Origin of the sequence: Phenylobacterium sp. (assembly GCF_036963605.1) — a bacterium.
In the GTDB taxonomy this organism is placed as follows: Bacteria; Pseudomonadota; Alphaproteobacteria; order Caulobacterales; family Caulobacteraceae; genus Phenylobacterium.
Genome location: NZ_JBALUY010000023.1, coordinates 20,206 through 42,682 on the forward strand (window position 1 = coordinate 20,206; position 22,477 = coordinate 42,682).

A 22,477-nucleotide genomic window follows, 5' to 3' on the forward strand; every position below is an offset into this window, starting at 1 on the left:
TATCTGGACGTCTGATGAGAAAGCCCTTGCCTGTTCTTGCGGCGCTGTGCGCCTCCGCCCTTGCCCTGTCGGCCTGCGACCGGGCCTCCGACGACGCCTTTGGAGAGCGCGTGCGCGCCTATCTCCTCGAACATCCGGAGGTGATCGAGGAAGCCGTCCAGAAACTGGGGGAAAAGCGTGAGCAGGAGGCCGCCCAGGCCGCCGTCTCAGCCATCGAGGCCAATCGCGCCGCCCTTGAGCAGGACCCCCGCGACTTCGTGGCCAATCCGAACGGCGCGATCACCCTGACCGAGTTCTTCGACTACCGCTGCGGCTACTGCAAGATCGCCGCGCCGGAGATCCAGGAGATCATCGACAACAATCCCGACGTCCGGGTGGTCTTCAAGGAATTCCCGATCTTCGGCGAACAGTCCGACGAGACCGCCGCCATCATGCTGACCGACCAGGCCAAGGCCAAGACGCTTGAGCTGCACGAGCGGCTGATGGCGGAAAAGAGCCTGGACGATGCGGCCCTGGACCGCCACCTGACGGCGGTCGGCATCGATCCCGCCGCCGCCCGCGAGGCGGCCCAGGCGCCGGCCATCCAGAAGCAGATCGCCGACACGCACGAACTGGCCCAGACCCTGGGCATCAACGGCACGCCGGCCTTCGTCATCGGCGACCGCCTGATCTCGGGCGCCGACATGGAGTCGGTCAAGGCCGCCATCGTCAACGCCAAGGCCGCCAAGCTCGGCTCCTGATCGCCTGGGCCTGTCGCGCTAGATCAGGCCCGCCAGCGGCGAGGACGGATCGGCATACATGCGCTTGGGCATGCGGCCGGCCAGAAACGCCTCGCGCCCGGCGATCACCGCATGGCGCATGGCGCTGGCCATCAGGATCGGGTCGCGGGCCTCGGCGATGGCGGTGTTCATCAGCACCGCGTCGCAACCCAGCTCCATGGCCACGGCGGCGTCCGACGCCGTGCCGACTCCGGCGTCCACCAGCACCGGCACCGTGGCCTGTTCGATAATCAGTCCGAGGTTCAGCAGGTTCTGGATGCCGCGCCCTGACCCGATGGGCGCGCCCAGGGGCATAATGGCGGCCGCGCCCGCCTCCTCAAGCTTCTGCGCATAAACCGGATCGTCGCTGCAATAGACCATGACCTCGAAGCCGTCGGCGATCAGCAGCTTCAGCGCCCGCAGGGTCTCCTCCATGTCCGGCAACAGGTGCTTGGTGTTGGACAGGACCTCCAGCTTGACCAGGTTCCAGCCGCCGGCCTCCCGGGCCAGGCGCAGGGTGCGCACGGCGTCCTCGCCGGTGAAACAGCCGGCGGGGTTGGGCAGGAAGGTGAAGCGATCGGGTTTCACATGATCGACCAGCATGGGCTGGCTAGGATCGGACAGGTTCACCCGGCGGATCGCCACGGTGACGATCTCCGCGCCTGCGGCCTCGGCGGCCGCCGCATTGGTGGCGTAGTCCTTGTACTTGCCCGTACCGACGATCAGGCGCGAGGTGAAGGTGCGGCCAGCGACGGTCCAGGTGTCTTCAACGCCTGCGGGCCTTTGGCTTGCGTCGTCCATGTCAGCCGCCTCCAATGAAATGCACGATCTCGATCCGGTCGCCGTCAGCCACCGGGGTGCGGTCATAGGCCGAGCGCGGCACGATCTCCAGGTTGCGCTCCACCGCCACTTTCCGCGGGTCCAGGCCCAGTTCGCTCACCAGCGCCGCCAGGTGTGGCAGGGGCGGCAGGGTGCGGGCTTCCCCGTTGATCGTCAGGTTCATGCTCAACTCTCACAGCGGCCTGCCGCCGGGATGCTTGTGACCCCCGCCTGCGAACGTTACAAGACACCGGAATCGCCGGCGGAGCCGAATGTCCAAACCGATCTATGTGTTGAGCGGGCCCAATCTCAACCTCCTGGGCGTCCGTGAGCCTCAGATTTATGGGAAAGAGACCCTGGACGACGTTCGCACAGCCTGCGAGCGGCGGGCCGACGCTCTTGGCCGCACGGTGGTCTTCCACCAGTCCAACCATGAAGGCGTGCTGATCGACTGGGTGCAGGAGGCGCGGACCGCCGCCAGCGCCCTGGTGATCAATCCCGCCGGCTATGGCCACACCTCGATCGCACTTCTGGACGCCCTGAAGACCCTCGAGATTCCGGTGGTGGAATGCCACCTGTCGAACCCGGCGGCGCGCGAGACGTTCCGTCGACACACCTATGTGTCCCTCGCCGCGACGGGAGTCGTGTCAGGCTTCGGCGTGGCGAGCTATGAACTGGCCGTCGAGGCCGCGGCGCGGCTCAGCGCCTGACGCCCACCAGCAGCAAGGATCCCCTCCATGGCTAGCAGCCCCAAGGCTTCCGCCGATCCCCTCGACGCACGTCTGGTGCGCACCCTGGCCGACATCCTGACGGAGACCGGCCTGTCGGAAATCGAAGTCGAGCGCGACGGCCTGAAGATCCGCGTCGCCCGTCAGTTGAACGTGACCGCCACCGTGGCTGCCCCGGCCCCGGCGGCCGTGGCGGCTGCCCCCGTAGCGGACGCCGCGCCGGCGCCTGCGGCCCGCGCTGCCGGCGACGCCGTGAACTCGCCCATGGTCGGCACCGTCTATCTGCAGCCGCAGCCCGGCGCCGCAAGCTTCATCAAGGTCGGCGACACGGTCGCGGCCGGCCAGACCCTGATGATCATCGAAGCCATGAAGACCATGAACCCGATCCCCGCACCCCGCGCCGGCAAGGTGGTCGAGATCATGGTGACTGACGCCCAGCCCGTCGAGTTCGGCGAGCCTCTCGTCATCATCGAGTAGATCGATGTTCGAGAAAATCCTGATCGCCAACCGGGGCGAGATCGCCCTTCGCGTTCACCGGGCCTGCAAGGAGATGGGCATCTCCACCGTGGCCGTTCACTCCGAGGCCGATTCCGGCGCCATGTGGGTGCGCCTGGCCGACGAGAGCGTCTGCATTGGCCCAGCCTCGGCCGCCAAGAGCTATCTCAACATCCCGGCGATCATCGCCGCGGCCGAGATCACCGGCGCCCAGGCCATCCATCCGGGCTACGGCTTCCTGTCGGAGAACGCCCGGTTCGCCGACATCGTCGGCGCTCACGGCTTCACCTTCATCGGACCCAAGCCCGAGCACATCCAGATGATGGGCGACAAGATCACCGCCAAGCAGGCCGTGATGAAGGCCGGCATCCCCGTGGTCCCCGGCTCGGCCGGCGCGCTGACCACCGAGGAAGAAGCCCTGGCCGCCGCCGACGAGATCGGCTTCCCCGTCCTGATCAAGGCCGCCGCGGGCGGCGGCGGGCGCGGCATGAAGGTAGCCCTGGACCGCGAGAGTCTGGCCGAAGCCGTCAGCACCGCACGATCCGAGGCCCAGGCGGCGTTCGGCGATGGCGCGGTCTACATGGAGCGCTACCTCCAGAAGCCCCGCCACATCGAAATCCAGGTCATCGCCGACGCCTTCGGCAATGTCTGTCACCTCGGCGAGCGCGACTGCTCCCTGCAGCGCCGCCACCAGAAGGTGCTGGAAGAGGCCCCCTCCCCGGCCATCGATGCTGCGGCCCGGGCCAAGATCGGCAAGGTGGTCGTCGATGCGATCAAGGCCATCGGCTATCTCGGCGTCGGCACCATCGAGTTCCTCTACGAGAACGGCGAGTTCTTCTTCATCGAGATGAACACCCGCCTGCAGGTGGAGCATCCGGTCACCGAGGCCATCACCGGCATCGACCTGGTGCGCGAACAGATCCGCATCGCCGCGGGCCTGCCGCTGTCCTTCACCCAGGAGCAGGTGGTCTTCGAGGGCCACGCCATCGAGTGCCGGATCAACGCCGAGAATGCGCGGACCTTCACGCCATCCCCGGGCAAGGTCACCGACTTCCACGCCCCCGGCGGCCTGGGCGTTCGCCTGGATTCGGCGGTCTATGCCGGCTACGTCATTCCGCCCTATTACGACAGCCTGATCGGCAAGCTCATCGTCCACGGCCGCGACCGCGAGGAGTGCCTGGCCCGGGTCAATCGCTGCCTGGGCGAGATGGTGGTCGGCGGGGTGGACACCACCATTCCGCTCTTCCAGGACCTGATGCTGCAGCCCGACATCATCGCCGGCGACTACAACATCCACTGGCTGGAAAAGTGGATCAAGGCCCAGGCTGACGAAGCCTGAGGCCATGGAAGCCTTCGGCCCGCTGCAACTGCTGGCCTGCTACACCCGCGGCGTCTTTCCCATGGCCGACGCCCGGGAGGACGATCGCATCTTCCTGGTCGATCCCGAGCATCGCGGTGTCCTGCCGCTGAAGGGCTTCCACGTGCCCCGGCGGCTGGCGAGGACAGTGCGGTCCGGTCCGTTCGAAATCCGGTTCGATACGGCGTTCGACACCGTCGTGGCCCTCTGCGCAGAAGCCGCGCCCGACCGGCCCGAAACCTGGATCAACCCGGTCATCCAGGACCTCTATTCCGAGCTGCACGCCATGGGCTGCGCCCACAGCGTCGAGTGCTGGCGCGACGGCGTCCTGGTGGGCGGCCTGTACGGCGTGTCCCTGGGGGGCGCCTTTTTCGGCGAGAGCATGTTCTCTCGCGCGACGGACGCTTCGAAGGTCGCCCTGGTGCATCTGGTCGCCCGCCTGATCGCCGGCGGATACCAGCTGCTGGACGCCCAGTTCATCACCGAACACCTGACCCAGTTCGCCGCCGAGGAGGTTCCACGCGCCGACTATCACCGACGTCTCGCCCTGGCCCTGGGTGAGCCCGCCGACTTCGGCGATCAGCTGCCGCTGGCCGGCGCCGAGGCCCTGCAGGTGATCAGCCAGGCGTCATAGACCGGATGCTCCAATGGATGCAGCGCCGGCGAGGCCGCGTACATCCAGCCGCGATAGGCCTGCCTGGGCGGCGGCGTCGGCAAGCCCGCCCGCGGCCGGGGCTGGGAGTCGATGGTGATGTAGGCGATGGCGTCCGGCGCCTGCTCGTCCGGCGCGGCCAATTCGCAGGCCCGCACCGTGAAGACCAGGCTCTTATAGCGGATCGGCTGACCCACGGGGGCTTCGAACCGGATGGTCTCGGCGCTGATCTTGTCCAGGGCCTGGATGATGGCGACGTCATAGCGCGCCCGCTTCATGGGTGGCTTGGGTTCCGGCTCAGGTTCAGGCTCGCGAGCCGCCTGCGTCTGTTCCGGCGCTTCGTCGATCTCCGGCGCCGGCTCCGGCGGCGGGGCGATATCGGGCAGCTCCAGGATCGGGGCGGGCGTGACCAGCGGCGTCGGCGGCGAAGGCTGGGGCTGCGCGGCAGGCGATTCCGGCGCAGTCTGGGCGACCACGGCGCCGGCCGCGAGTCCGGCCAGGCCGAGGCTGAGGATCAGGGCGCGCCGGCGCATCGGCCGACGCCTATTCCGGCGTCCAGGGCAGGTAGTCCCCCGTCGCCTTCTGACGCTCGCCGCCCCGGGCCAGGGAGCCCTGAGGCCGGTAGGCGTGGATGGTGCCCGTCAGATTGGGACGATGATCCTTTTCCCAGGGCTGGCGCAGCAGGGGCGCGGTCACCGGGGACTCATCGAAGGTGTAGTGCAGCCAGCCATGCCACTCGGCCGGGACCTTGGAGGCCTCGGCATAGCCTGAAAAGATCACCCAGCGACGCTTGCGGCCGTCATAGGAGTCCGAGGTGTCCTTGGCCTCGTAGTAGCGATTGCCGTAGTCGTCCTGGCCCACGAAGACGCCGCGGCGGCCGATGTGGAAGCGGGCGCCGAGCGAGGCGCCGTTCCACCAGGTGAAGATCGCTTTGAACACGTTGGACTGACCCGGCTGGCAGGAATTTCGGGCGGACTATAGGTCCCCGCCCCCGGATCGTCCAGCGCCCCGCAGCCCTCAACATCTTGGGGATGAAGCGGTTGTCGCACGCAACATCTATTGCCCGGCCGGCTGGCGCTTTCTACGCTGCGCCCAAGGGAGTCTGAGATGAGTCTGGAGAGCGGCAGGGTGGAGCGGCGCACGCTGGAGCGCAGAGGCGACGTGGTCGAGGTCGCCGCGCCGTCCGCCTGGCCCAACGCCCAGGTCGAGGCCTGGCTCGACTGGGCCGGCGGCGACACCGATCTGCCTGCCGCCATCTTCCGGTTCGCCGAGGCGCAGGTGAAATCCGGCCAGCGGCTGGGTCTGTTCGAGGGCGTGGGCGCCCGGGGCCGATTCCGCCGGGAACTGGGCGCGGCCCTTCTGGCCGGGCGGATCGCCCTGCGCGCCGTCTCGCCCGCCACCCCCGACCAGCTCGAGGATCCCGAGACGCTGCTGGAAGGCCTCGCCCGCTACCGGGCCGCCTACCGAGGCCGACGCAGCGCCATAGAGGCCGCCGCCGTTCTGGGCGAGAGGCTGCAGGCCTTGGCCGACGCCATTCATCGCTGCCACGGCGATCCCGACGCCTGCGCGGATCCCCAGCGCAATCCTAGCCTGGCCCGCGCCGCCGAGGCCGCCCGTGCGACCGGCGCTTCCGACTGGGCCATCCTCGACGCGATCAGCCTGGCCAAGGCCGGCGAGACCCGCCTGCCCGCAGCGGCGCCGATCCTGGCCGACCAGGCGCCGCTCACGGCCCGCGCCCCTTCAGAGGCGATCCCGGCCGTGGACCGTGCGCTGGCCCTTACCGCCTGGGAAACCAGCGGCCTGACCGTCGCCTTCGAGGCGCCGGCGCCGCCGGCCCACGCCCTGGGTTGCGTCAATCTGATGGCGTTCGGCGGCGGCGAAGACTTCGATGTCAACGGCTTCGAGACGGCGGTGGCTCTGCTGGCCACGGCCCTGGCCTGCCTGGCCGAGGGGGAATCCGCCGTGCTGGGCCTGGCGGGTCTGGCCGAATGGCTGGCCGCCCAGGGCCTGGCCTATGATTCCGACCAGGGCCGGCAAGCCGCCCGCGACCTGTTCGAGCGCACACGCCTGGCGGCCCATGCCGCCTGCCCCGCCCTGAACGGCGGACCTGGCGTGTTCGATGATCCGGAGCTCGCCCTGATGCTCGGCGGGGCCAGCGCGGCTGGCGAGCCCTGGGAAGGCCCCGTCACCTTCGCCGAAACCTCCGATGGCCACATCGTTCGGGTGGTGAGTGAAGCCGCCCTCTGCGGCCTGCAGGCCATCGGCGCCGACCTGGACGCCGCCCGCTGGCGCTTGCTCGGTCACGGCAGCCTGGAGCATGCGCCAGGGATAGACCACGCCGCCCTGACGGCCCGCGGCTTCACCGAACACGAGATCGGCGCGGTCGAGGCCGCCCTGCCCTATTGCCTGGCCCTGCGCGAGGCCTTCCGTCCCGAGGTGGTCGGCGAGGGCTTCCTGGCCGACGTCCTGGGGGCGCCGGGCGAGGACCTGCACGATCCGCGGTTCGACGCCCTGCGCGTCATGGGATTCACCGAGGCGGAGATCGCTGCGGCCCAGGCCTACGCCCTGGGCGCCAACCGCCTGGAGGGGCCAGACCTGGACGCCGCCCAGCAGGCGGTCTTCCTTACCGCCGATGACCTGGGGCCAGGGCCCTATCTCACCCTGCTGGCGCACATCCAGCCGACCCTGGCGCAGCCGGCTCTGGCCGACTTCACCCTCCCCTGGGACGCCAGCCTGGACGACGTTCAGACCCTGATGGCCCATGCGAGACACGCCGGGGTCTGCGCCGTGCGCATCCAGCGCGCCGAGCCTTCGGCCTATCAAGCGCTCGACCTGCCGCCTGTGCGAGAGGCGGCCCGGGCTGAACCGCTTCGCACCGGGCCGCCGCCGGCCGCCTCGGCGTCCCCGCCGGAAGAGCGGATCGTCGAGCGCGAGCGCGAGCGCCGCAAGCTGCCGGACCGCCGCAAAGGCTATATCCAGAAGGCCTCGGTCGGCGGCCACAAGGTCTATCTGCACACCGGCGAGTATGACGAAGGCGAGCTCGGCGAGATCTTCATCGACATGCACAAGGAAGGTGCGGCCTTCCGATCGCTGATGAACAACTTCGCCATCGCCGTCTCCATCGGCCTGCAGTACGGCGTGCCCCTGGACGAGTTCGTCGAGGCCTTCGTCTTCACCCGGTTCGAGCCAGCGGGGCCTGTGACCGGCAACGACTCCGTGCGCTCGGCCACCTCGATCCTGGACTATGTGTTCCGCGAGCTGGGCGTCTCCTATCTGGGCCGGGATGACCTGGCCAACGCCGATCCCGACGAGCTCAACGCCGATGGCCTAGGCCGCGGCAAGGCCGATGAGCCAGCGCTCGCCACCGGCGAGCCACAGCCGGCCTCGCGCTATATCTCCAAGGGATTTTCCCGCGGCGCTGCGCCGGACAACCTGGTGGTCCTCTCCCTCGCCGATCATCGGGCGAGCCGGGCTCAGAGCGCCCAGGCGGCCGATGTCTGCGCGGCCTGCGGCGACATCGCCGTGGTGCGCAAGGGCGCCAGCCTGATCTGCGAAACCTGCGGCGCGCGGGCCGGACGGATTGACGACGCCGCGGGCTAGAGCTCAGGCGCACACCTGGCCTTAAGCTTGCAGGTCTAGGGCAGACCTGTTCCTTTGCTTGCAAGGCCTCGCCTATGAGACTGACGACATCCCTCCTCGCCCTTGCGGCTGTCCTGGCGACGGCCGCCCCGGCCGCCGCCCAGAATGCGAGCCAGATCGGTCAGGCCCGCAATGGGGCGAGCTGTCCCAAATGCAATCTCTTCCAGGCTGATTTCAGCGGCCTGACCCTCAGCGGCAAGAGCTACGCCGGGGCGCGGCTTCGCCAGGCCGACCTCAGCCTGTCGATCATGACGCGAACCAGCTTTGCCGGCAGCGACCTGCGCGATGTCGAGGCCTATGGCGGGGTCTTCACCGGATCAAATTTCGGCGGCGCGAACCTGACTAACGCCAGCTTCGTCGGGACCCATCTGCAAGGCGCCAGCTTCCGCGGCGCCAACCTGACCGGGACCAACTTCTCCGGCGCCGAGATGGATCGGGCCACCGGCCTGAGCCAGGGTCAGCTCAACGCCGCCTGCGGCGACAGCGCCACGCGCCTGCCGGGAAATCTCCGCATCCCCGCCTGCTAAGGTCGTAAAATTACTGCGATTTAAGTGGTCTTTCCGCCTGGGTCGTCACAGATGGAGGCTCGACACGGAGCCTATATGACCCGACTGACCCGTCTTCTCGTGCTGATCGCCGCCCTGGGCGCCCTTGCGCCTGGCGTCGCCAGCGCCCTGACCAGCGACAAGGCGGTCGCCCGGATGGTGGCGTTCGGCGGTTCGTGCGCCAATTGCGAACTCTCGGGCCGGAAGCTGGCCGGCGCCCGTTTCATCGGGGCCGACTTCACCGGCGCCGCCCTGGTGGGTTCGGACCTGCGCGGCGCGCGCTTCCACGGCTCAGCCTTCGGCAACGCCGACCTGTCGCGGGCCGACATGTCCGATAGCTCGATGATGGGCGCGAGCTTCGACGGGGCGAACCTTTCGGACGCCGTGCTCCGCTCGGCTGAAGCCAACGGCGCAGATTTCGCCAGGGCCGATCTCAGCGGCGCGGACCTGCGCGAACTGGAAGGCGGCGGTTCAAACTTCGCCTCGGCGAATCTTCAGGAAGCGCGGCTGGACGAGGCCGAACTCAATGGGGTGAACTTTTCCCGGGCCAACGCCCGTGGCGCCAGCTTCCGTGAAGCCGAACTCACCGCCGCCAATCTCCAGAGCGGGCGCTTCGACAACGCCTCGTTCCGTGAAGCCGAGCTCGACATGGCCAGCCTTCGGGGCGCCACCTTCGCCGGCGCAGACTTCCGCGGGGCCAGCCTGGACCGCACCGATATCGGCGGCGTAGACCTCTCCCGCGCCCGCGGCCTCAATCAATCGCAGCTGGATGACGCCTGCGCCGACAGCGGCACCAAGGTCCCTTCAGGCCTCACCGCCAAGACCTGCGCCGGACGGCGCGTGGTGGTGCGCGTGCGGGCTCCGCCCGCGCCACCCGCGCCGCCGGTCCCACCTGCGCCGCCCGCCGGGCCACGCTATCTGGCGCCCCTGGCCGACTAAGCGATCAGGCCAAGGCAACCAGGCCTCAGGCCGGCTTGATCGGCAGAGCCAGACGCAGGCTGAGTTCCTTGAGCTGGCGCTCATCCACCTCAGACGGCGCGCTCATCATCAGGTCCTGGCCCTGCTGGTTCAGCGGGAAGGCGATGACCTCGCGGATCGCGCTCTCACCGGCCAGCAGCATGACGATGCGGTCGATGCCCGGCGCCAGGCCGCCGTGCGGCGGTGCGCCATAGCGGAAGGCGTTCAGCATGCCGCCGAACTGCTCCTCGACCACCTGCTGGCTGTAGCCGGCGATCTCGAAGGCCTTGATCATCACATCGGCCCGGTGGTTCCGCACGGCGCCGGAGCACAGCTCGTAGCCGTTGCAGACGATGTCGTACTGGTAGGCCAGGATATCCAGCGGATCCTTGGTCTGCAGCGCCTCCATCTCGCCCTGCGGCATGGAGAAGGGATTGTGCGAGAAGTCGACATGGTTCGACTCCTCGTTCATCTCGAACATCGGGAAGTCGACGATCCAGACGAACTCGAAGCGGTCCTCGTCCACCAGCTTCAGGTCGGTCCCGACCTTGGTCCGGGCCGCGCCGGCGAACTTGTAGAAGACCTTGGGGTCGCCGGCGGCGAAGAAGGCCGCATCGCCCTGGCCAAGGCCGAGCGCGCGCATCAGGCCGTCGGTCTTCTCTGCGCCCAGGTTCTTGGCGATGGGGCCGCCCCAGCCACCCTGGTCCTCGCTCCAGAAGATGTAGCCCAGGCCTGGCTGCCCTTCCCCCTGCGCCCAGGAGTTCATCCGGTCGCAGAAGGCGCGGCTGCCGCCCTTTGGCGCAGGGATGGCCCACACCGCGTTCTTGGCGTCTTCCAGGATGCGGGCGAACAGGCCAAAGCCGCCGCCGCGGAAGTGGTCGGACACGTCCTGCATTTCGATGGGGTTGCGCAGGTCGGGCTTATCGGAGCCGTACTTGGCGATCGCCTCCCGATAGGGGATGCGCGGGAACGGATAGGGGGTGACCGGCTTGCCCTGGCCGTACTCCTCGAACACCCCATGCATCACCGGCTCGATGGCGGCGAAGATATCGTCCTGGGTGACGAAGCTCATCTCCACGTCGAGCTGATAGAATTCCAGGCTGCGGTCGGCCCGCAGGTCCTCGTCGCGGAAGCAGGGGGCGATCTGGAAATAGCGGTCGAAGCCCGCGACCATCAGCAGCTGCTTGAACTGCTGCGGCGCCTGGGGCAGCGCGTAGAACTTGCCCGCGTGCAGGCGCGAGGGCACCAGGAAGTCCCGGGCGCCTTCCGGCGAGGACGCCGTCAGGATCGGGGTCTGGAACTCGTTGAAGCCCTGGTCGGTCATCCGGCGACGGATCGAGGCGATCACCTGGCTGCGCAGCAGGATGTTGCGATGCAGGGTTTCGCGCCGCAGGTCGAGATAGCGGTGTTTGAGGCGGATTTCCTCCGGATAGTCCGGCTCGCCAAACACCGGCAGCGGCAGTTCGGCGGCCTCAGACAGCACGTCCACGCCCTTGGCCTGCACCTCGATCTCGCCGGTAGGCAGGTTGGGGTTCACCGTGTCAGGCGTGCGGGCGACGACCTCGCCTTCCACGCAGATGACGCTCTCGGCCCGAAGGCGCTCCACCGTGGCGAAGCCCTGGGTCTCCGGCGCAAACACCAGCTGGGTCAGGCCGTAATTGTCCCGCAGGTCGATAAAGACCAGCCCCCCATGGTCGCGCTTGCGATGAATCCAGCCGGAAAGGCGGACGGTCTTGCCCGTGTCGGCGGCGCGAAGCTGGCCGCAGGTGTGGGAGCGGTAAGGGTGCATGAGGAGTCGCAGAAAAAGCAGGGAAAACGAGGCGCGGAAGGGCGCATGCGGGGCCTGCCTTGTCAAGGCGGCGGGCCGGCTCAAGCCAGCCCGCGCTCTGAGATCGGCGGCCTATTTCGCGGGATCGACCAGGGCCTGGTAGACCAGGGTCCGGGTGGTGGTCCCCAGATCGGGCCCGCCGGTGCCGCCGAAGCGCTGGATCATGCCGACGAACACGATGTCGTTGGTGGGATCAACCCAGAACCAGGTGCCGGCCGCGCCGCCCCAGCTGAGCGTCCCCTTCCCTTCCAGGCCGCCGGCCTTGCGGGGGTCCTTGATCACCGCGAAGTCGAGGCCGAAGCCGACGGCGTCATTGAAACGCTGGCCGACCGAGCCGTTGGACGACACTAGAGCGTCCTCTGGGATCATGTCGGTTCCCATCAGCTCGACCGTAGCCGGCGCCAGGATGCGGACGCCATCCAGTTCGCCGCCATTGGCGATCATCTGGGCGAAGCGGGCATAGTCGGACGCCGTCGAGACAAGGCCGCCGCCGCCGGATTCCATGCGCGGAGCCACGGTGAAGTCCTGGGCCGGCGCCCCGGCCAGCTCCTTGGCTTCGAACAGACGCCCGCCATTGGGCGCGCCCACATAGACGGCCGCCAGGCGATCAGCTTGTCCGGTCCGGACCTGGAAGCCGGTGTCGGTCATCTTCAGCGGCCGGAAGATGCGCTCGGCCATGAAGTCGCCCAGGGTCTGGCCGGTCAGCTTCTCGACGATATGGCCCTGGATATCGACGGCGACGGAATAGCTCCAGTCCGTGCCGGGCTGGAACATCAGGGGAATGGTCGCGGTCTTCTCGACCATTTCCTGCAGGGAGGCCGAGCTCAGGACGCGCTTTTCGCGGAACATCCGATCGACGGCGTGCTCCTCCGACAGACCGTAGCCGAAGCCGGCCGTATGGCTCATCAGCTCGCGCATGGTCGGGTCGCGGGTGACCGGCTCCAGGATCGGCTGGCCTTCGGCGTCCGTCCCGGTCATCACCTTGAGGCTGGCCAGTTCGGGGACGTACTTGCTGATCGGGTCGTCAAGACGCCAGCGGCCTTCCTCGAACAGGATCATCAGGGCCACGCCGGTCACCGGCTTGGTCATGGAATAGATGCGGAAGATGGCGTCCTTCTCCATCGGCCGCTGATCGGCCAGGCTCGCCTGACCATAGGTGTTGAAGGCCACCACCTTGCCGTGACGGGCCAGCAGCGTGGTCATGCCCGCCACACGACCGTCTGTGACCGCCTGGGCCATGGCGGCGTCCAGCCGCTTCAAGCGCTCTGAGGAGAAGCCCACCGATTCTGGACTGGCGGCGGCCGGCAGGGGCGCGGGCGCCCGCTGGGCCAGGGCTGCGGGCGGCGCAGCCAGCAGGGCGACGGCCAGCGTCGCCGCGGCCAGGCGGTTGAAGTGGAACATGTGAGGCCTCCCCTAAAGCTCTTTGGGAGGGACCCTATCGGAGCTTGCGGCCGCCGCAATGGCCAAGCTGACCATGGCGGGGCGCGGCGGGTTCATTTCGGCTTGAACCGCTTGCTGGTGGGGAAGCCGCGGGGGGCGAGTTTGCCGGCCCCGGCCCGGCGGCCCAGCCAGTCGCGCCACTCCGGCCAGACCCGTGTGCGGCCGGCCGGATCGATCCAGACAGCGCCCGTCTCAGCCTCGAACACCGTAGCGTCCCTCAGGCCGCCCTCGCGATAGGCCTGCAGCTTGACCCCCTTGCCCCGGGGCATTTCGGGCAGCTCGGCGATGGGGAAGATCAGGATCTTGCCGTTGTCGCCGATCACCGCGATGTGGTCGCCGCGCACGGCCAGGGTCGGCAGGGCGCCGCGCTTGTCCACGGTCAGCACCTGCTTGCCGGCCCGCCGAGCGGAGACGGCCTCGTCCTCCAGGAGCACGAACCCGTAGCCCGCCTTGGAGGCCAGCACACGGCGCACGCCTGGCTTGTGGGCGAAGACATCGACGATCTCGACCTGGTCCTCCAGGTCGATCATCAGCCGCAGCGGCTCGCCATGCCCTCGGGCCGAGGGCAGCTTGTCGCAGCCGATGGTGAAGAACCGCCCGTCCGAGGCCAGGATCAGCAGCTTGTCGGTGGTCTCGGCCGGCACGATGAAGCCGAGCTTGTCGCCCTCCTTGAACTTGAGCTCAGAGGGATCCTCAACCTTGCCCTTGGCCGCCCGGATCCAGCCCCGCTCGGACAAAATGACCGTGATCGGCTCGCGGGGGATCAGGGCCTCGATGGCGGCCTCGGCGTCCACCTCGGGCGCATCGGCGAAGATCGAGCGGCGCTTGCCCACGGCGGTGTCGGGACCGAGGACCTTGCGGACCTCCTTGAGGCCTACCCCGACCAGCTTCCATTGCCGGGGCTCGGACTCCAGCAGCTTCAGCAGGCCGTCGCGCTCTTCCGACAGCTCGCCATGCTCGCGGCGGATTTCCATCTCTTCCAGCCGCGCCAGTTGGCGCAGGCGGGTGTTGAGGATGGCGTCGGCCTGAAGGTCCGAGAGCTTGAAGGTCTCAATCAGCTTGGCCTTGGGCTCGTTCTCGTGCCGAACGATGCGGATCACCTCGTCCAGATTGAGATAGGCGATCAGCAGGCCGTCGAGGATGTGTAGCCGGGCTTCGATCTTGGCCAGGCGATGCCGGGCGCGGCGCACCAGCACCTCGCGCCGGTGGTCGAGGAAGGCGCGCAGGGCCTCCTTCAGGCTCATCACCCGCGGCGTGCCGCGGGCGTCCAGGACATTGAGGTTCACCGAGAACCGGCTCTCCAGATCGGAGAGCTTGAACAGGCTCTCCATCAGGACTTCCGGCTCGATGTTGCGGCTCTTGGGTTCGAGCACCAGCCGCACATCCTCGGCCGACTCGTCGCGCACATCCCCCAGCAGCGGCGCGCGCTTGTTCTCGATCAGGTTGGCCAACTGCTCGACCAGGTCAGCCTTCTTCACCTGATAGGGAATCTCGGTGACGATGATCTGGTAGGTCCCGCGCCCGGTGTCCTCGCGCACCCAGCTGGCCCGGGTGCGGATACCGCCGCGGCCGGTCTCATAGGTCTCCAGCATGGAGGCGTGGGATTCGACGATCACCCCGCCGGTGGGGAAGTCCGGTCCCTTCACATGCACCATCAGGTCGGCGGTGCTGACGTCGGGGGCGTCCAGCATCAGCAGGCAGGCGTCGATCAGCTCGGCGGCGTTGTGCGGCGGGATCGAGGTGGCCATGCCCACGGCGATGCCGCTGGAGCCATTGGCCAGCAGGTTGGGGAAGCCGGCCGGCAGGACCACCGGCTCCTCGTCCTCGCCATCATAGGTCGAGCGGAAATCGACGGCGTCCTCGTCGATGCCATCCAGCAGGAGCTGGGCCGCGTCGGTGAGCTTGCACTCGGTGTAGCGCATGGCCGCGGCGTTATCGCCGTCGATATTGCCGAAATTCCCCTGGCCATTGATCAGCGGGTAGCGCTGGGAAAAGTCCTGGGCCAGGCGCACCAGGGCCTCATAGACCGCGGTGTCCCCGTGGGGGTGGTACTTACCGATCACGTCGCCGACCACCCGGGCCGACTTCTTGGCCGAGGAGTTGGGGTCCAGACGAAGCTGCCGCATGGCGAACAGCAGCCGGCGGTGGACCGGCTTCAGGCCATCGCGCACGTCCGGCAGGGCGCGGCCGGTGATGGTCGAGAGCGCATAGGCCAGGTAGCGGCGCGACAGCGCCTCGCTCAGCGGCTCATCGATAATGCGGTCGCCGTCGCCATCGAACGGCGGAGGTGTGTGCTTGCTCATTGATTCTCCGTGGCCGCGATTCTAGCGCGCCGCGTCCCGTCCGTCACAGTCGGTCAGCGTCCGACAGGCGGTCGATCATCCAGACCCTGGCCGGCGGCAGGGGCCTGTTCAGGGGATTGAAGACGAAGGCCTCCAGGAAGTGGCCGGTGAGATCAAGGCCTGAGCCGATATCCCCGGCCTCCAGCCCCCACTGGGCCGACAGCATGAAGGGCGGCAGGCGCAGAAGCTTGTCCTTGTAGGGCTCGCCCGCCTGGGCGCTGACGGCACGGCCCGTGCGGGGGCTGACATAGATCAGGTCGTCCACCGACCCCGTGGCCGCGCACTTGGACAGGTCCAGGCCAAAGCCCAGGTCCTGCAGCAGGCCGGCCTCGTACCGGACGAAGACCGCCGGCCAGATATCGGGGACCGCCAAGGCCCTGATCAGGGCCTCCAGGGCCAGATAGGCGCCATGGTGGGGTTCCCGTTCCGGCAGGGCGCCGGCGGCCACCGCAGCGGCCGCAGAGAGGCCATGCAGGGCCAGGGGATCATCGAACAGGGCGCCGGGCCCCTCGCCCATCGGCTCCAGGGTGGCTGCGCCCAGCTGTTCGGCGACCCGGGCCCGGAACCGCACCCGCACCTGGGCGCCCGGCTGCAGGAAAGGCTTCAGCCGCCGCGAGGCCCCGCCGGCCACATGGGCGGCGTAACGGCCATGCTCTGAGGTCAGCAGATCGACGATGGCGCCGGTCTCGCCATGGGCTCGGGCCGAGAGCACGAAGGCGTCGTCCTCGAACTCCATCAGACGCGCCCCATCAGACGTCGAAATCGAGGCCCACGTCGCCGTAGAACTCGCGCTTGTCGGCCCAGGTCTCGTCGACCTTCACATGCAGGAACAGGTGGACCTGGCGATCGAACAGCTCGGTGAGCTCCTCGCGGGACTTCTGGCCGATCCACTTCAGGGTCTGGCCGTTCTTGCCCAGGATGATCGGCCGCTGGCTGTCGCGCTGGACATAGATGGTCTGCTCGATGCGCACCGAGCCGTCGCGACGCTCCTCGAAGGCGGTGGTGTCCACAGCCGCCGCATAGGGCAGTTCCTCATGGACCCGCAGATAGAGCTTTTCCCGGGTGATCTCGGCGGCCAGCAGGCGGGCCGGCAGGTCGGCGGTCTGTTCGGCAGGATAGAGCCAGGGCCCCTCGGGCACCAGTTCGGCCATCCGGCGCTTCAGGTCGTCCACGCCTGAGCCGTCGGCGGCCGAGATCATGAACACCTCGGAATAGACGCCGGTGTCGAACAGGCGCTGGGCCAGGGCCAGCATGCGCTCGCGCTTGACCCCGTCGATCTTGTTGAGCGCCAGGATGGCCTGACGGCCGGAGGCCTTGAGCCCGTCGATGATGGTCTGGACGTCGATCACCGCCCGCTTGTCGGCCGGGCTGCCCTGGGCCTCGCCCACGGCGAGTTCCGCCTGGACATCGATCAGGTGGACGACGCCATCGGCCTCCTCGGCCCCGCCCCAGGCCGAGCGCACCATGGCGCGGTCCAGGCGCCGGCGGGGCGCGAAGATGCCAGGCGTGTCCACCAGCACGATCTGGCTCTCGCCCTCGATGGCGACGCCGCGCACCGGGAAGCGCGTGGTCTGGACCTTCTGGGTCACGATCGAGACCTTGGCCCCCACCAGACGGTTGGTGAGGGTCGACTTGCCCGCATTGGGGGCGCCGATGATGGCGACGAAGCCGGCGCGGGTCATTGAGGTCCTTCGCGTTTGAGAAGCATCACCAGGGCGGCGGCCTTTTCGGCCTCCTGTTTGGAACGTCCCTGGGCGGCTTCGGGATCATACCCCTCAATCGTCACCTGTACGGTGAAAGATGGGGCGTGGTCAGGGCCTTCGCGGGCCACGACCTCATAGGTGGGCAGGGCCAGGCCACGGCCCTGAGCCCATTCCTGCAACTGGGTCTTGGGATCCTTGCCTCGCGGCGCGTCGAGCTCGGCGAAGGCCTTGGCCCAGAAATGCAGGAAGAAGGCGCGGGCGGCGTCCAGGCCGGCGTCGATATAGAGGGCGCCCATCAGGGCTTCGCAGGCGTCACCCAACACCCCGTCGGATTCCCGAGCGCCGATCTTGGTGGCGCTGGCCGACAGCCGCAGGGCCTCGCCCAGGCCGATGTCGCGGGCGACGTCGGCGCAGGCGTGAAAGTTCACCAGATTGGCCAGCCGGCGGCTGAGTTCGCCCTCGCGCGCCTCGCCGTCCAGGCTCATCAGCCGTTCGGCGGCCAGCAGGTTCAGCACCCGGTCGCCCAGGAACTCCAGGCGCTCATAGTGGCGCACCTTGGTCGCGCCCTCGCCGACACTGGCATGGGTCAGGGCGCGCTCCAGCAGTTCACGATCATGGAACACATGGCCGATCCTCGCCTCGAGTTCGGCGACGGCGGCCTCCCGGCGGTTCATAGGCGGCCGGTCACTGGAGGATATTGAAGAACCGGCCCGGCCGCGCCTCGGTCACCCAGGTCCAGGGCTTGAACAGCGAGGCGGCCCGTTCCCAGGACAACAGGATGATCTCGGCCTTGCCCACCAGGTTTTCGGCCGGGACATAGCCCACGCCGATCTCGGCCGGCGCGCGGCTGTCGAGGGAGTTGTCCCGATTGTCGCCCATGAAGAAGTAGTGGCCTTCGGGGACGACGAACGGACCCTTGTCGTCCATCTCGCCGTCGGGACCCAGGTCATAGGTCACATAGCTGCGACCATCGGGCAGGGTCTCGCGGAACCGCATGACTTCACGGGTGAAGCCATAGCCGGTGTCGATCAGGCCCGGCGACATGGCCTCGCGGGGGATCGGCTGGCCGTTCAGGATGATCTGTCCGCCGCGGACCTCGATGCGGTCGCCGGGCAGGCCGATCAGGCGCTTGATGTAGTCGGTGCGGCCATCGCGGGGCAGCTTGAAGACGATGATGTCGCCGCGCGACGGGTCGCGGGCGGCGATCCGACCCTCGAACAGCGGCGGGCTGAAGGGGATGGAATGCCGGGAATAGCCGTACGCATACTTGGAGACGATGATGTAGTCGCCTTCCAGCAGGTTCGGCTCCATCGAGGCCGAGGGAATGGTGAAGGGCTGGAACAGCAGGACCCGCAGGACCAGGGCGATCAGCAGGGCGTAGACGACCGTTTTCACGATCTCGACGATCTCCTGCACCGCGTCGGGCTTATCGGACGCCGGCGCGCTGTGCACATTCTCGCTCATGCGTGTTCTCTGCGGCGCGCTGCAGCGCGCGGAATGGGTTTAGCTATCGTCTGGCGCCGGCTCTAGCAAGCCAGCCCCCCGTGAACTCGCCGTAATCGGCGATTCGCCGCAGGGCTGCGGCTATTCGGGCACGGCCTCGATGATCACGAAAGCCTGGGCGTAGGGGTGGTCGTCGGTCAGCGTCACATGCACCACGGCCCGGTGGCCGGCGGGCGTGATCTCCTGCAGCCGCTTCAACGCGCCGTTGGTCAGCGCCATGGTCGGGGCGCCGGACGGCATGTTGGCCACCCCCATGTCGCGCCAGAAGACGCCCCGGCGGAACCCCGTGCCCAGCGCCTTTGAACACGCCTCCTTGGCGGCGAACCGCTTGGCGTAGCTGGCCGCGCGGTCGGGCTTACGCTCGGAGCGGCGGACCTCGATCTCGGTGAAGATGCGTTTGACGAACCGCTCGCCGAACCGCTCCAGGGTCTTTTCGATGCGCCGGATGTCGGCGAGATCGGAGCCAAGGCCGATGATCACGCCGCCAGCTCCGTCCGGGCCTGATCCATCAGGGCGCGCATCCGTTGGATGGCGGCCGGCAGGCCGATGAAGATGGCCTCGCCGATCAGAAAATGGCCGATGTTCAGCTCGGCCACCTGCGGGATGGCGGCGATTGGCTTGACCGTCTCATAGTCGATCCCATGGCCGGCATGGACCTCGAGACCCAGGCGCGTCGCCTCCACGGCGGCGGCCCTCAGCCGCTCCAGCAGTTCTTCAGCCCGGGGGTCGCCCTCGCGGACGGCGTCGCAATAGGCGCCGGTGTGAAGCTCCACCACCTGGGCGCCCATGGTCTTGGCCGACGCCACCTGCTCCAGGTCGGCGTCGATGAAGCAGGAGACGCGGATCCCCGCCGCGGCCAGCCGGCCGACCACGGGAGCGATGTGATTGTGGCCCTTGACCAGGTCGAGGCCGCCCTCGGTGGTCACCTCTTCCCGCCGCTCGGGCACGAGGCAGGCCGCGTGCGGCAGGTGGCGCAGCGCAATGGCCTCCATCTCGGCCGTGACCGCCATCTCCAGGTTCAGCGGTCGGCCGCGCCGCTTCACGATCACCGCCAAGGCGTCGATGTCGGCGTCGGAGATATGCCGGCGATCCTCGCGCAGATGGGCGGTGATCCCATCGGCGCCGGCGGCGATGGCCATTTCGGCGGCTCTGACCGGGTCGGGATAGGTGGCGGCCCGGGCGTTCCGGATGGTCGCCACATGGTCGATATTGATCCCCAGGCGCAGGCTCCTGCTCATGAATTCAGCCTCCGGCTGCCGGGGTCTTCCACCGGGATGGCGGCGAGTTCGGGCGGCAGTTGGTCGGCGGGATAGGCCGGCACGTCCAGCTTCGCCAGCGACAGGAACGGCGCGCCGATCTCGGCCCGCCCGCCAGACCGATCGACCAGGGCTGCGGCGCAGACCACCTCGCCGCCGGCCTCGCGGATGGCCTCGACACATTCCCGCGACGACAGACCCGTGGAGACGATGTCCTCGACCATGGCCACACGCGCGCCAGGCTTCAGGGCGAAGGCGCGACGGAACTGGAGACGGCCATCGACCCTTTCCACATACATGGAGGGCACGCCCAATTGCCGGGCGGTTTCGTAGCCGGGGATGATGCCGCCCACGGCAGGGGACACACAGACATCCACATGACCGACCTCGCGCCGGATCAGGTCCGCCAGGGCCTTGCACAGCCGCTCGGTCCGGTCAGGATACTGGAAGACGAGGTTCTTCTGCAGAAAGATGCCTGAATGGAGCCCAGAAGAGAGGACGAAATGGCCCTCACGAAGGGCGCCGGCGCCGCGGAATTCCTCAAGGACTTCATCAGTGGTCATTTGGGCGCCTCCTTGTGGGCGAAATATCTGAGGGCGGCCTAGATGTCACCTTCGCCCTCCAATCTAGGGTTGGAGATTCGTAGGAGCCGCCGATGCCGGGGATTATCACAACCGAGCGCCTGACGCTGCGACCCGCCCGGGCGAGCGATCTGGAGGCCATGCACGAAATCCTGTCTTCGGCCCACGCCATGGCCTTCTGGTCAACCCTGCCCCACGAGAAGCTGGACGAGACCCGCCTGTGGCTGGAAGGGATGATGGCCACCCGCAATGACGACTTCATCGTCGAGACGAAGGCCGGCCAGGTGGTGGGCAAGGTCGGCTTCTGGGCCGATCCGGAAATCGGCTACATCCTTCACCCCGACGCCCAGGGTCAGGGCTACGCCCAGGAGGCCGTGTCGGCGGTGATCGACCGGGCGTTCAAGGACCGCGGCCTGAACGAGGCGACGGCGGACGTGGACCCCAACAACACCAGTTCGCGCCGGCTGCTCGAACGCCTGGGTTTCGTGGTCGTGGGCAGCGCCAGGAAGACCTATCTTCTGGGACACACCTGGGCCGACAGTCTCTATCTGCGTTGCACGCCCGAGACCTTCACCGGCGCCAAGACCCCCTGGACCTGGCGCGCCGTGCAGATGGCCTGAGGCGCTTTCGGCCGCCTCCTCTGAGATTAGTTGCGACTGGATTGCAACTATCTCGCCCCTAAGGTTAAGGTTGGGCCAGAGGCGTGATCGACGCCCGGTTCGATATCCGAGGAAACGGCCCATGTATCTCCAATCCAGCTCGCCGCCGGCGATCGGCGGGGCGAGGCGCCTGCGCGGCGTCCTGGCGTCCCTGGCGGCGATCACCCTGGCGGGCGCAGCCCAGGCCCAGACGGCCGATCTCCCGCTGGACCAGGGTGAGGTGGAGATCCGACGCACCGCCCACGGCGTGCCGCATATCCGCGCCCTGGACCGGGAAGGCCTGGGCTTTGGCGCCGGCTACGCCTACGCCCAGGACAATATATGTCTGATGGCCGACCAGATCGTCACCCTGAGCGGCGAGCGGGCGCTTACCTTCGGCGCCGAGGGCCAGACCACGGTGTCCTTCCGCCCCATTCCCAATGTCGAGGCCGACGTCTTCTTCCGGTCGATCTTCGATATCGACGCCCTGCGGCAGGCCTTCGGGGAGGTTGACCCCCGCTACGCTGACATGGTCCGGGGCTATGTGGCGGGCTATAACCGCTATCTCAGCGACACGGGCCCGGCGGCTCTGCCCGCCCCCTGCCGTGACGCGGGCTGGGTCCGGCCGATCACCCTCGACGACCTGCTGCGGCTGAACGAGGAAAAGATGATCCAGGCCAGCGCCGGGGCCTGGCTGTCGGGAGTCGTGGCCGCCGGTCCGCCGGGCGGCGCAGCGCAGGTGGCCCTGCGGGCGCCCGAGCCGGCGCAATATGCCGGATTGGGCAGCAACGGCTGGGCCTTCGGCAAGGCTGTTACGGCCCAGGGGCGGGGCCTTGTCCTGGCCAATCCGCACTTTCCCTGGGCGACCACCAACCGGTTCTACCAGATCCACCTGACCTTGCCGGGGGAACTCAACGTCATGGGCGTGACCATGGCCGGCCTGCCCGGCGTCTCCATCGGTTTCAACAAGGACGTGGCCTGGACCCACACGGTCTCGACCGACCGCCACTTCTCGCTCTTCCAGCTGGATCTGAAGCCCGGCGACCCCATGACCTATCTGGTCGATGGCTCCCCGCAGCCGATCGAGCCGGTCACGGTCGAGGTTCCGGTCAAGGGCGAGGCCGAGCCGCGGCGTCGGACCGTCTATCGCACGGCCTACGGCCCGATCGTCGCCGCCCCGGCCAGCGGCTTTGCCTGGGACACGGCCCACGCCTACGCCCTGCGGGACGCCAATCG

At 68.3% G+C, this 22,477-nt stretch carries 24 protein-coding genes; 10 read left to right on the plus strand and 14 right to left on the minus strand.

Translation table 11 applies throughout. The features are described 5' to 3' along the window. Positions 1–14 precede the first annotated feature (14 nt). Entirely contained in the window at positions 15–740 is a 726-nt protein-coding gene (locus V7702_RS06290; protein ID WP_335649284.1) for a DsbA family protein, read from the plus strand. A gap of 18 nt (positions 741–758) precedes the next feature. Here the strand turns inward: V7702_RS06290 and V7702_RS06295 are convergent, their stop codons facing one another. Next, positions 759–1,559 (minus strand): thiazole synthase, encoded by an 801-nt coding sequence (locus V7702_RS06295; RefSeq protein WP_335649285.1) that lies wholly within the window; start codon positions 1,557–1,559, stop codon positions 759–761. 1 nt (position 1,560) lies between these two features. Beyond that, positions 1,561–1,761 (minus strand): sulfur carrier protein ThiS, encoded by a 201-nt coding sequence (gene thiS / locus V7702_RS06300; RefSeq protein ID WP_304714711.1) that lies wholly within the window; start codon positions 1,759–1,761, stop codon positions 1,561–1,563. Between the two features lie 88 nt (positions 1,762–1,849). On the opposite strand from thiS, the gene V7702_RS06305 reads away from it, so the two are divergent. From V7702_RS06305 to aat, 4 genes are read left to right on the plus strand one after another with little or no spacing between them, the layout of a single operon-like run. After that, positions 1,850–2,287 carry a type II 3-dehydroquinate dehydratase gene (locus tag V7702_RS06305; RefSeq protein ID WP_305289252.1) on the plus strand — a complete coding sequence of 146 codons (438 nt, stop codon included), beginning with the start codon at positions 1,850–1,852 and terminating at the stop codon, positions 2,285–2,287. Positions 2,288–2,314: 27 nt separating this feature from the next. Beyond that, a complete protein-coding gene (gene accB, locus V7702_RS06310) occupies positions 2,315–2,782 on the plus strand; it encodes an acetyl-CoA carboxylase biotin carboxyl carrier protein (protein ID WP_335649286.1) in 468 nt (155 codons plus the stop codon). 4 nt (positions 2,783–2,786) lie between these two features. Beyond that, positions 2,787–4,139, plus strand: a complete 1,353-nt coding sequence (gene accC, locus V7702_RS06315; protein WP_335649287.1) for an acetyl-CoA carboxylase biotin carboxylase subunit — start codon at positions 2,787–2,789, stop codon at positions 4,137–4,139. A 4-nt stretch (positions 4,140–4,143) separates the two neighbouring features. Beyond that, positions 4,144–4,791, plus strand: a complete 648-nt coding sequence (gene aat, locus V7702_RS06320) for a leucyl/phenylalanyl-tRNA--protein transferase (protein ID WP_335649288.1) — start codon at positions 4,144–4,146, stop codon at positions 4,789–4,791. On the opposite strand, the gene V7702_RS06325 is transcribed toward aat, so the two are convergent. Then, on the minus strand, positions 4,737–5,342 hold the full coding sequence (locus V7702_RS06325; RefSeq protein WP_335649289.1) for a DUF2155 domain-containing protein: 606 nt from the start codon (positions 5,340–5,342) through the stop codon (positions 4,737–4,739). The genes aat and V7702_RS06325 overlap by 55 nt on opposite strands. A 10-nt stretch (positions 5,343–5,352) precedes the next feature. Continuing rightward, positions 5,353–5,748, minus strand: a complete 396-nt coding sequence (locus tag V7702_RS06330) for an NADH:ubiquinone oxidoreductase subunit NDUFA12 (protein ID WP_335649290.1) — start codon at positions 5,746–5,748, stop codon at positions 5,353–5,355. Between the two features lie 168 nt (positions 5,749–5,916). Between V7702_RS06330 and V7702_RS06335 the strand changes: the two genes are divergently transcribed. The 3 genes from V7702_RS06335 (at position 5,917) to V7702_RS06345 (ending at position 9,932) form a co-directional block, all read left to right on the plus strand. Further along, positions 5,917–8,409: a TSCPD domain-containing protein gene (locus V7702_RS06335; protein WP_335649291.1), complete on the plus strand. Its 2,493-nt coding sequence runs from the start codon at positions 5,917–5,919 to the stop codon at positions 8,407–8,409. 74 nt (positions 8,410–8,483) lie between these two features. Then, on the plus strand, positions 8,484–8,975 hold the full coding sequence (locus V7702_RS06340; protein WP_335649292.1) for a pentapeptide repeat-containing protein: 492 nt from the start codon (positions 8,484–8,486) through the stop codon (positions 8,973–8,975). A gap of 75 nt (positions 8,976–9,050) precedes the next feature. After that, complete coding sequence (locus V7702_RS06345; RefSeq protein ID WP_335649293.1) at positions 9,051–9,932, plus strand: pentapeptide repeat-containing protein; 882 nt, start codon at positions 9,051–9,053, stop codon at positions 9,930–9,932. A gap of 25 nt (positions 9,933–9,957) precedes the next feature. Here the strand turns inward: V7702_RS06345 and aspS are convergent, their stop codons facing one another. The 10 genes from aspS to pyrE all read right to left on the minus strand — a co-directional run bounded on the left by aspS (position 9,958) and on the right by pyrE (position 20,585). Beyond that, entirely contained in the window at positions 9,958–11,739 is a 1,782-nt protein-coding gene (gene aspS, locus V7702_RS06350) for an aspartate--tRNA ligase (RefSeq protein ID WP_335649294.1), read from the minus strand. Between the two features lie 111 nt (positions 11,740–11,850). Next, positions 11,851–13,179, minus strand: coding sequence for a serine hydrolase domain-containing protein (locus tag V7702_RS06355; protein WP_335649295.1), 1,329 nt, complete (start codon positions 13,177–13,179; stop codon positions 11,851–11,853). 92 nt (positions 13,180–13,271) lie between these two features. After that, the gene (parC, locus tag V7702_RS06360) at positions 13,272–15,521 is read right to left on the minus strand and encodes a DNA topoisomerase IV subunit A (RefSeq protein ID WP_335649296.1); all 2,250 of its coding nucleotides are present in this window, start codon (positions 15,519–15,521) and stop codon (positions 13,272–13,274) included. Between the two features lie 43 nt (positions 15,522–15,564). Continuing rightward, positions 15,565–16,296 carry a DNA repair protein RecO gene (gene recO / locus V7702_RS06365; protein WP_335649297.1) on the minus strand — a complete coding sequence of 244 codons (732 nt, stop codon included), beginning with the start codon at positions 16,294–16,296 and terminating at the stop codon, positions 15,565–15,567. A gap of 13 nt (positions 16,297–16,309) precedes the next feature. After that, on the minus strand, positions 16,310–17,242 hold the full coding sequence (era, locus tag V7702_RS06370) for a GTPase Era (RefSeq protein ID WP_335649298.1): 933 nt from the start codon (positions 17,240–17,242) through the stop codon (positions 16,310–16,312). Then, positions 17,239–17,937 (minus strand): ribonuclease III, encoded by a 699-nt coding sequence (rnc, locus tag V7702_RS06375; RefSeq protein ID WP_335649299.1) that lies wholly within the window; start codon positions 17,935–17,937, stop codon positions 17,239–17,241. Before rnc ends, era begins: the two co-directional genes overlap by 4 nt. 10 nt (positions 17,938–17,947) lie before the next feature. Continuing rightward, positions 17,948–18,727: a signal peptidase I gene (gene lepB / locus V7702_RS06380; protein ID WP_335649300.1), complete on the minus strand. Its 780-nt coding sequence runs from the start codon at positions 18,725–18,727 to the stop codon at positions 17,948–17,950. A gap of 120 nt (positions 18,728–18,847) precedes the next feature. Then, positions 18,848–19,246: a holo-ACP synthase gene (acpS, locus tag V7702_RS06385; RefSeq protein WP_335649301.1), complete on the minus strand. Its 399-nt coding sequence runs from the start codon at positions 19,244–19,246 to the stop codon at positions 18,848–18,850. Further along, positions 19,243–20,004, minus strand: a complete 762-nt coding sequence (locus tag V7702_RS06390; protein WP_335649302.1) for a pyridoxine 5'-phosphate synthase — start codon at positions 20,002–20,004, stop codon at positions 19,243–19,245. The genes acpS and V7702_RS06390 overlap by 4 nt, the downstream gene beginning before the upstream one ends. Further along, on the minus strand, positions 20,001–20,585 hold the full coding sequence (gene pyrE, locus V7702_RS06395) for an orotate phosphoribosyltransferase (protein ID WP_335649303.1): 585 nt from the start codon (positions 20,583–20,585) through the stop codon (positions 20,001–20,003). The genes V7702_RS06390 and pyrE overlap by 4 nt, the downstream gene beginning before the upstream one ends. A 92-nt stretch (positions 20,586–20,677) precedes the next feature. On the opposite strand from pyrE, the gene V7702_RS06400 reads away from it, so the two are divergent. Next, positions 20,678–21,223, plus strand: coding sequence for a GNAT family N-acetyltransferase (locus V7702_RS06400; protein ID WP_335649304.1), 546 nt, complete (start codon positions 20,678–20,680; stop codon positions 21,221–21,223). A gap of 121 nt (positions 21,224–21,344) precedes the next feature. Beyond that, on the plus strand, positions 21,345–22,477 hold a 1,133-nt coding region (locus tag V7702_RS06405; protein ID WP_335649305.1), incomplete at its 3' end, for a penicillin acylase family protein.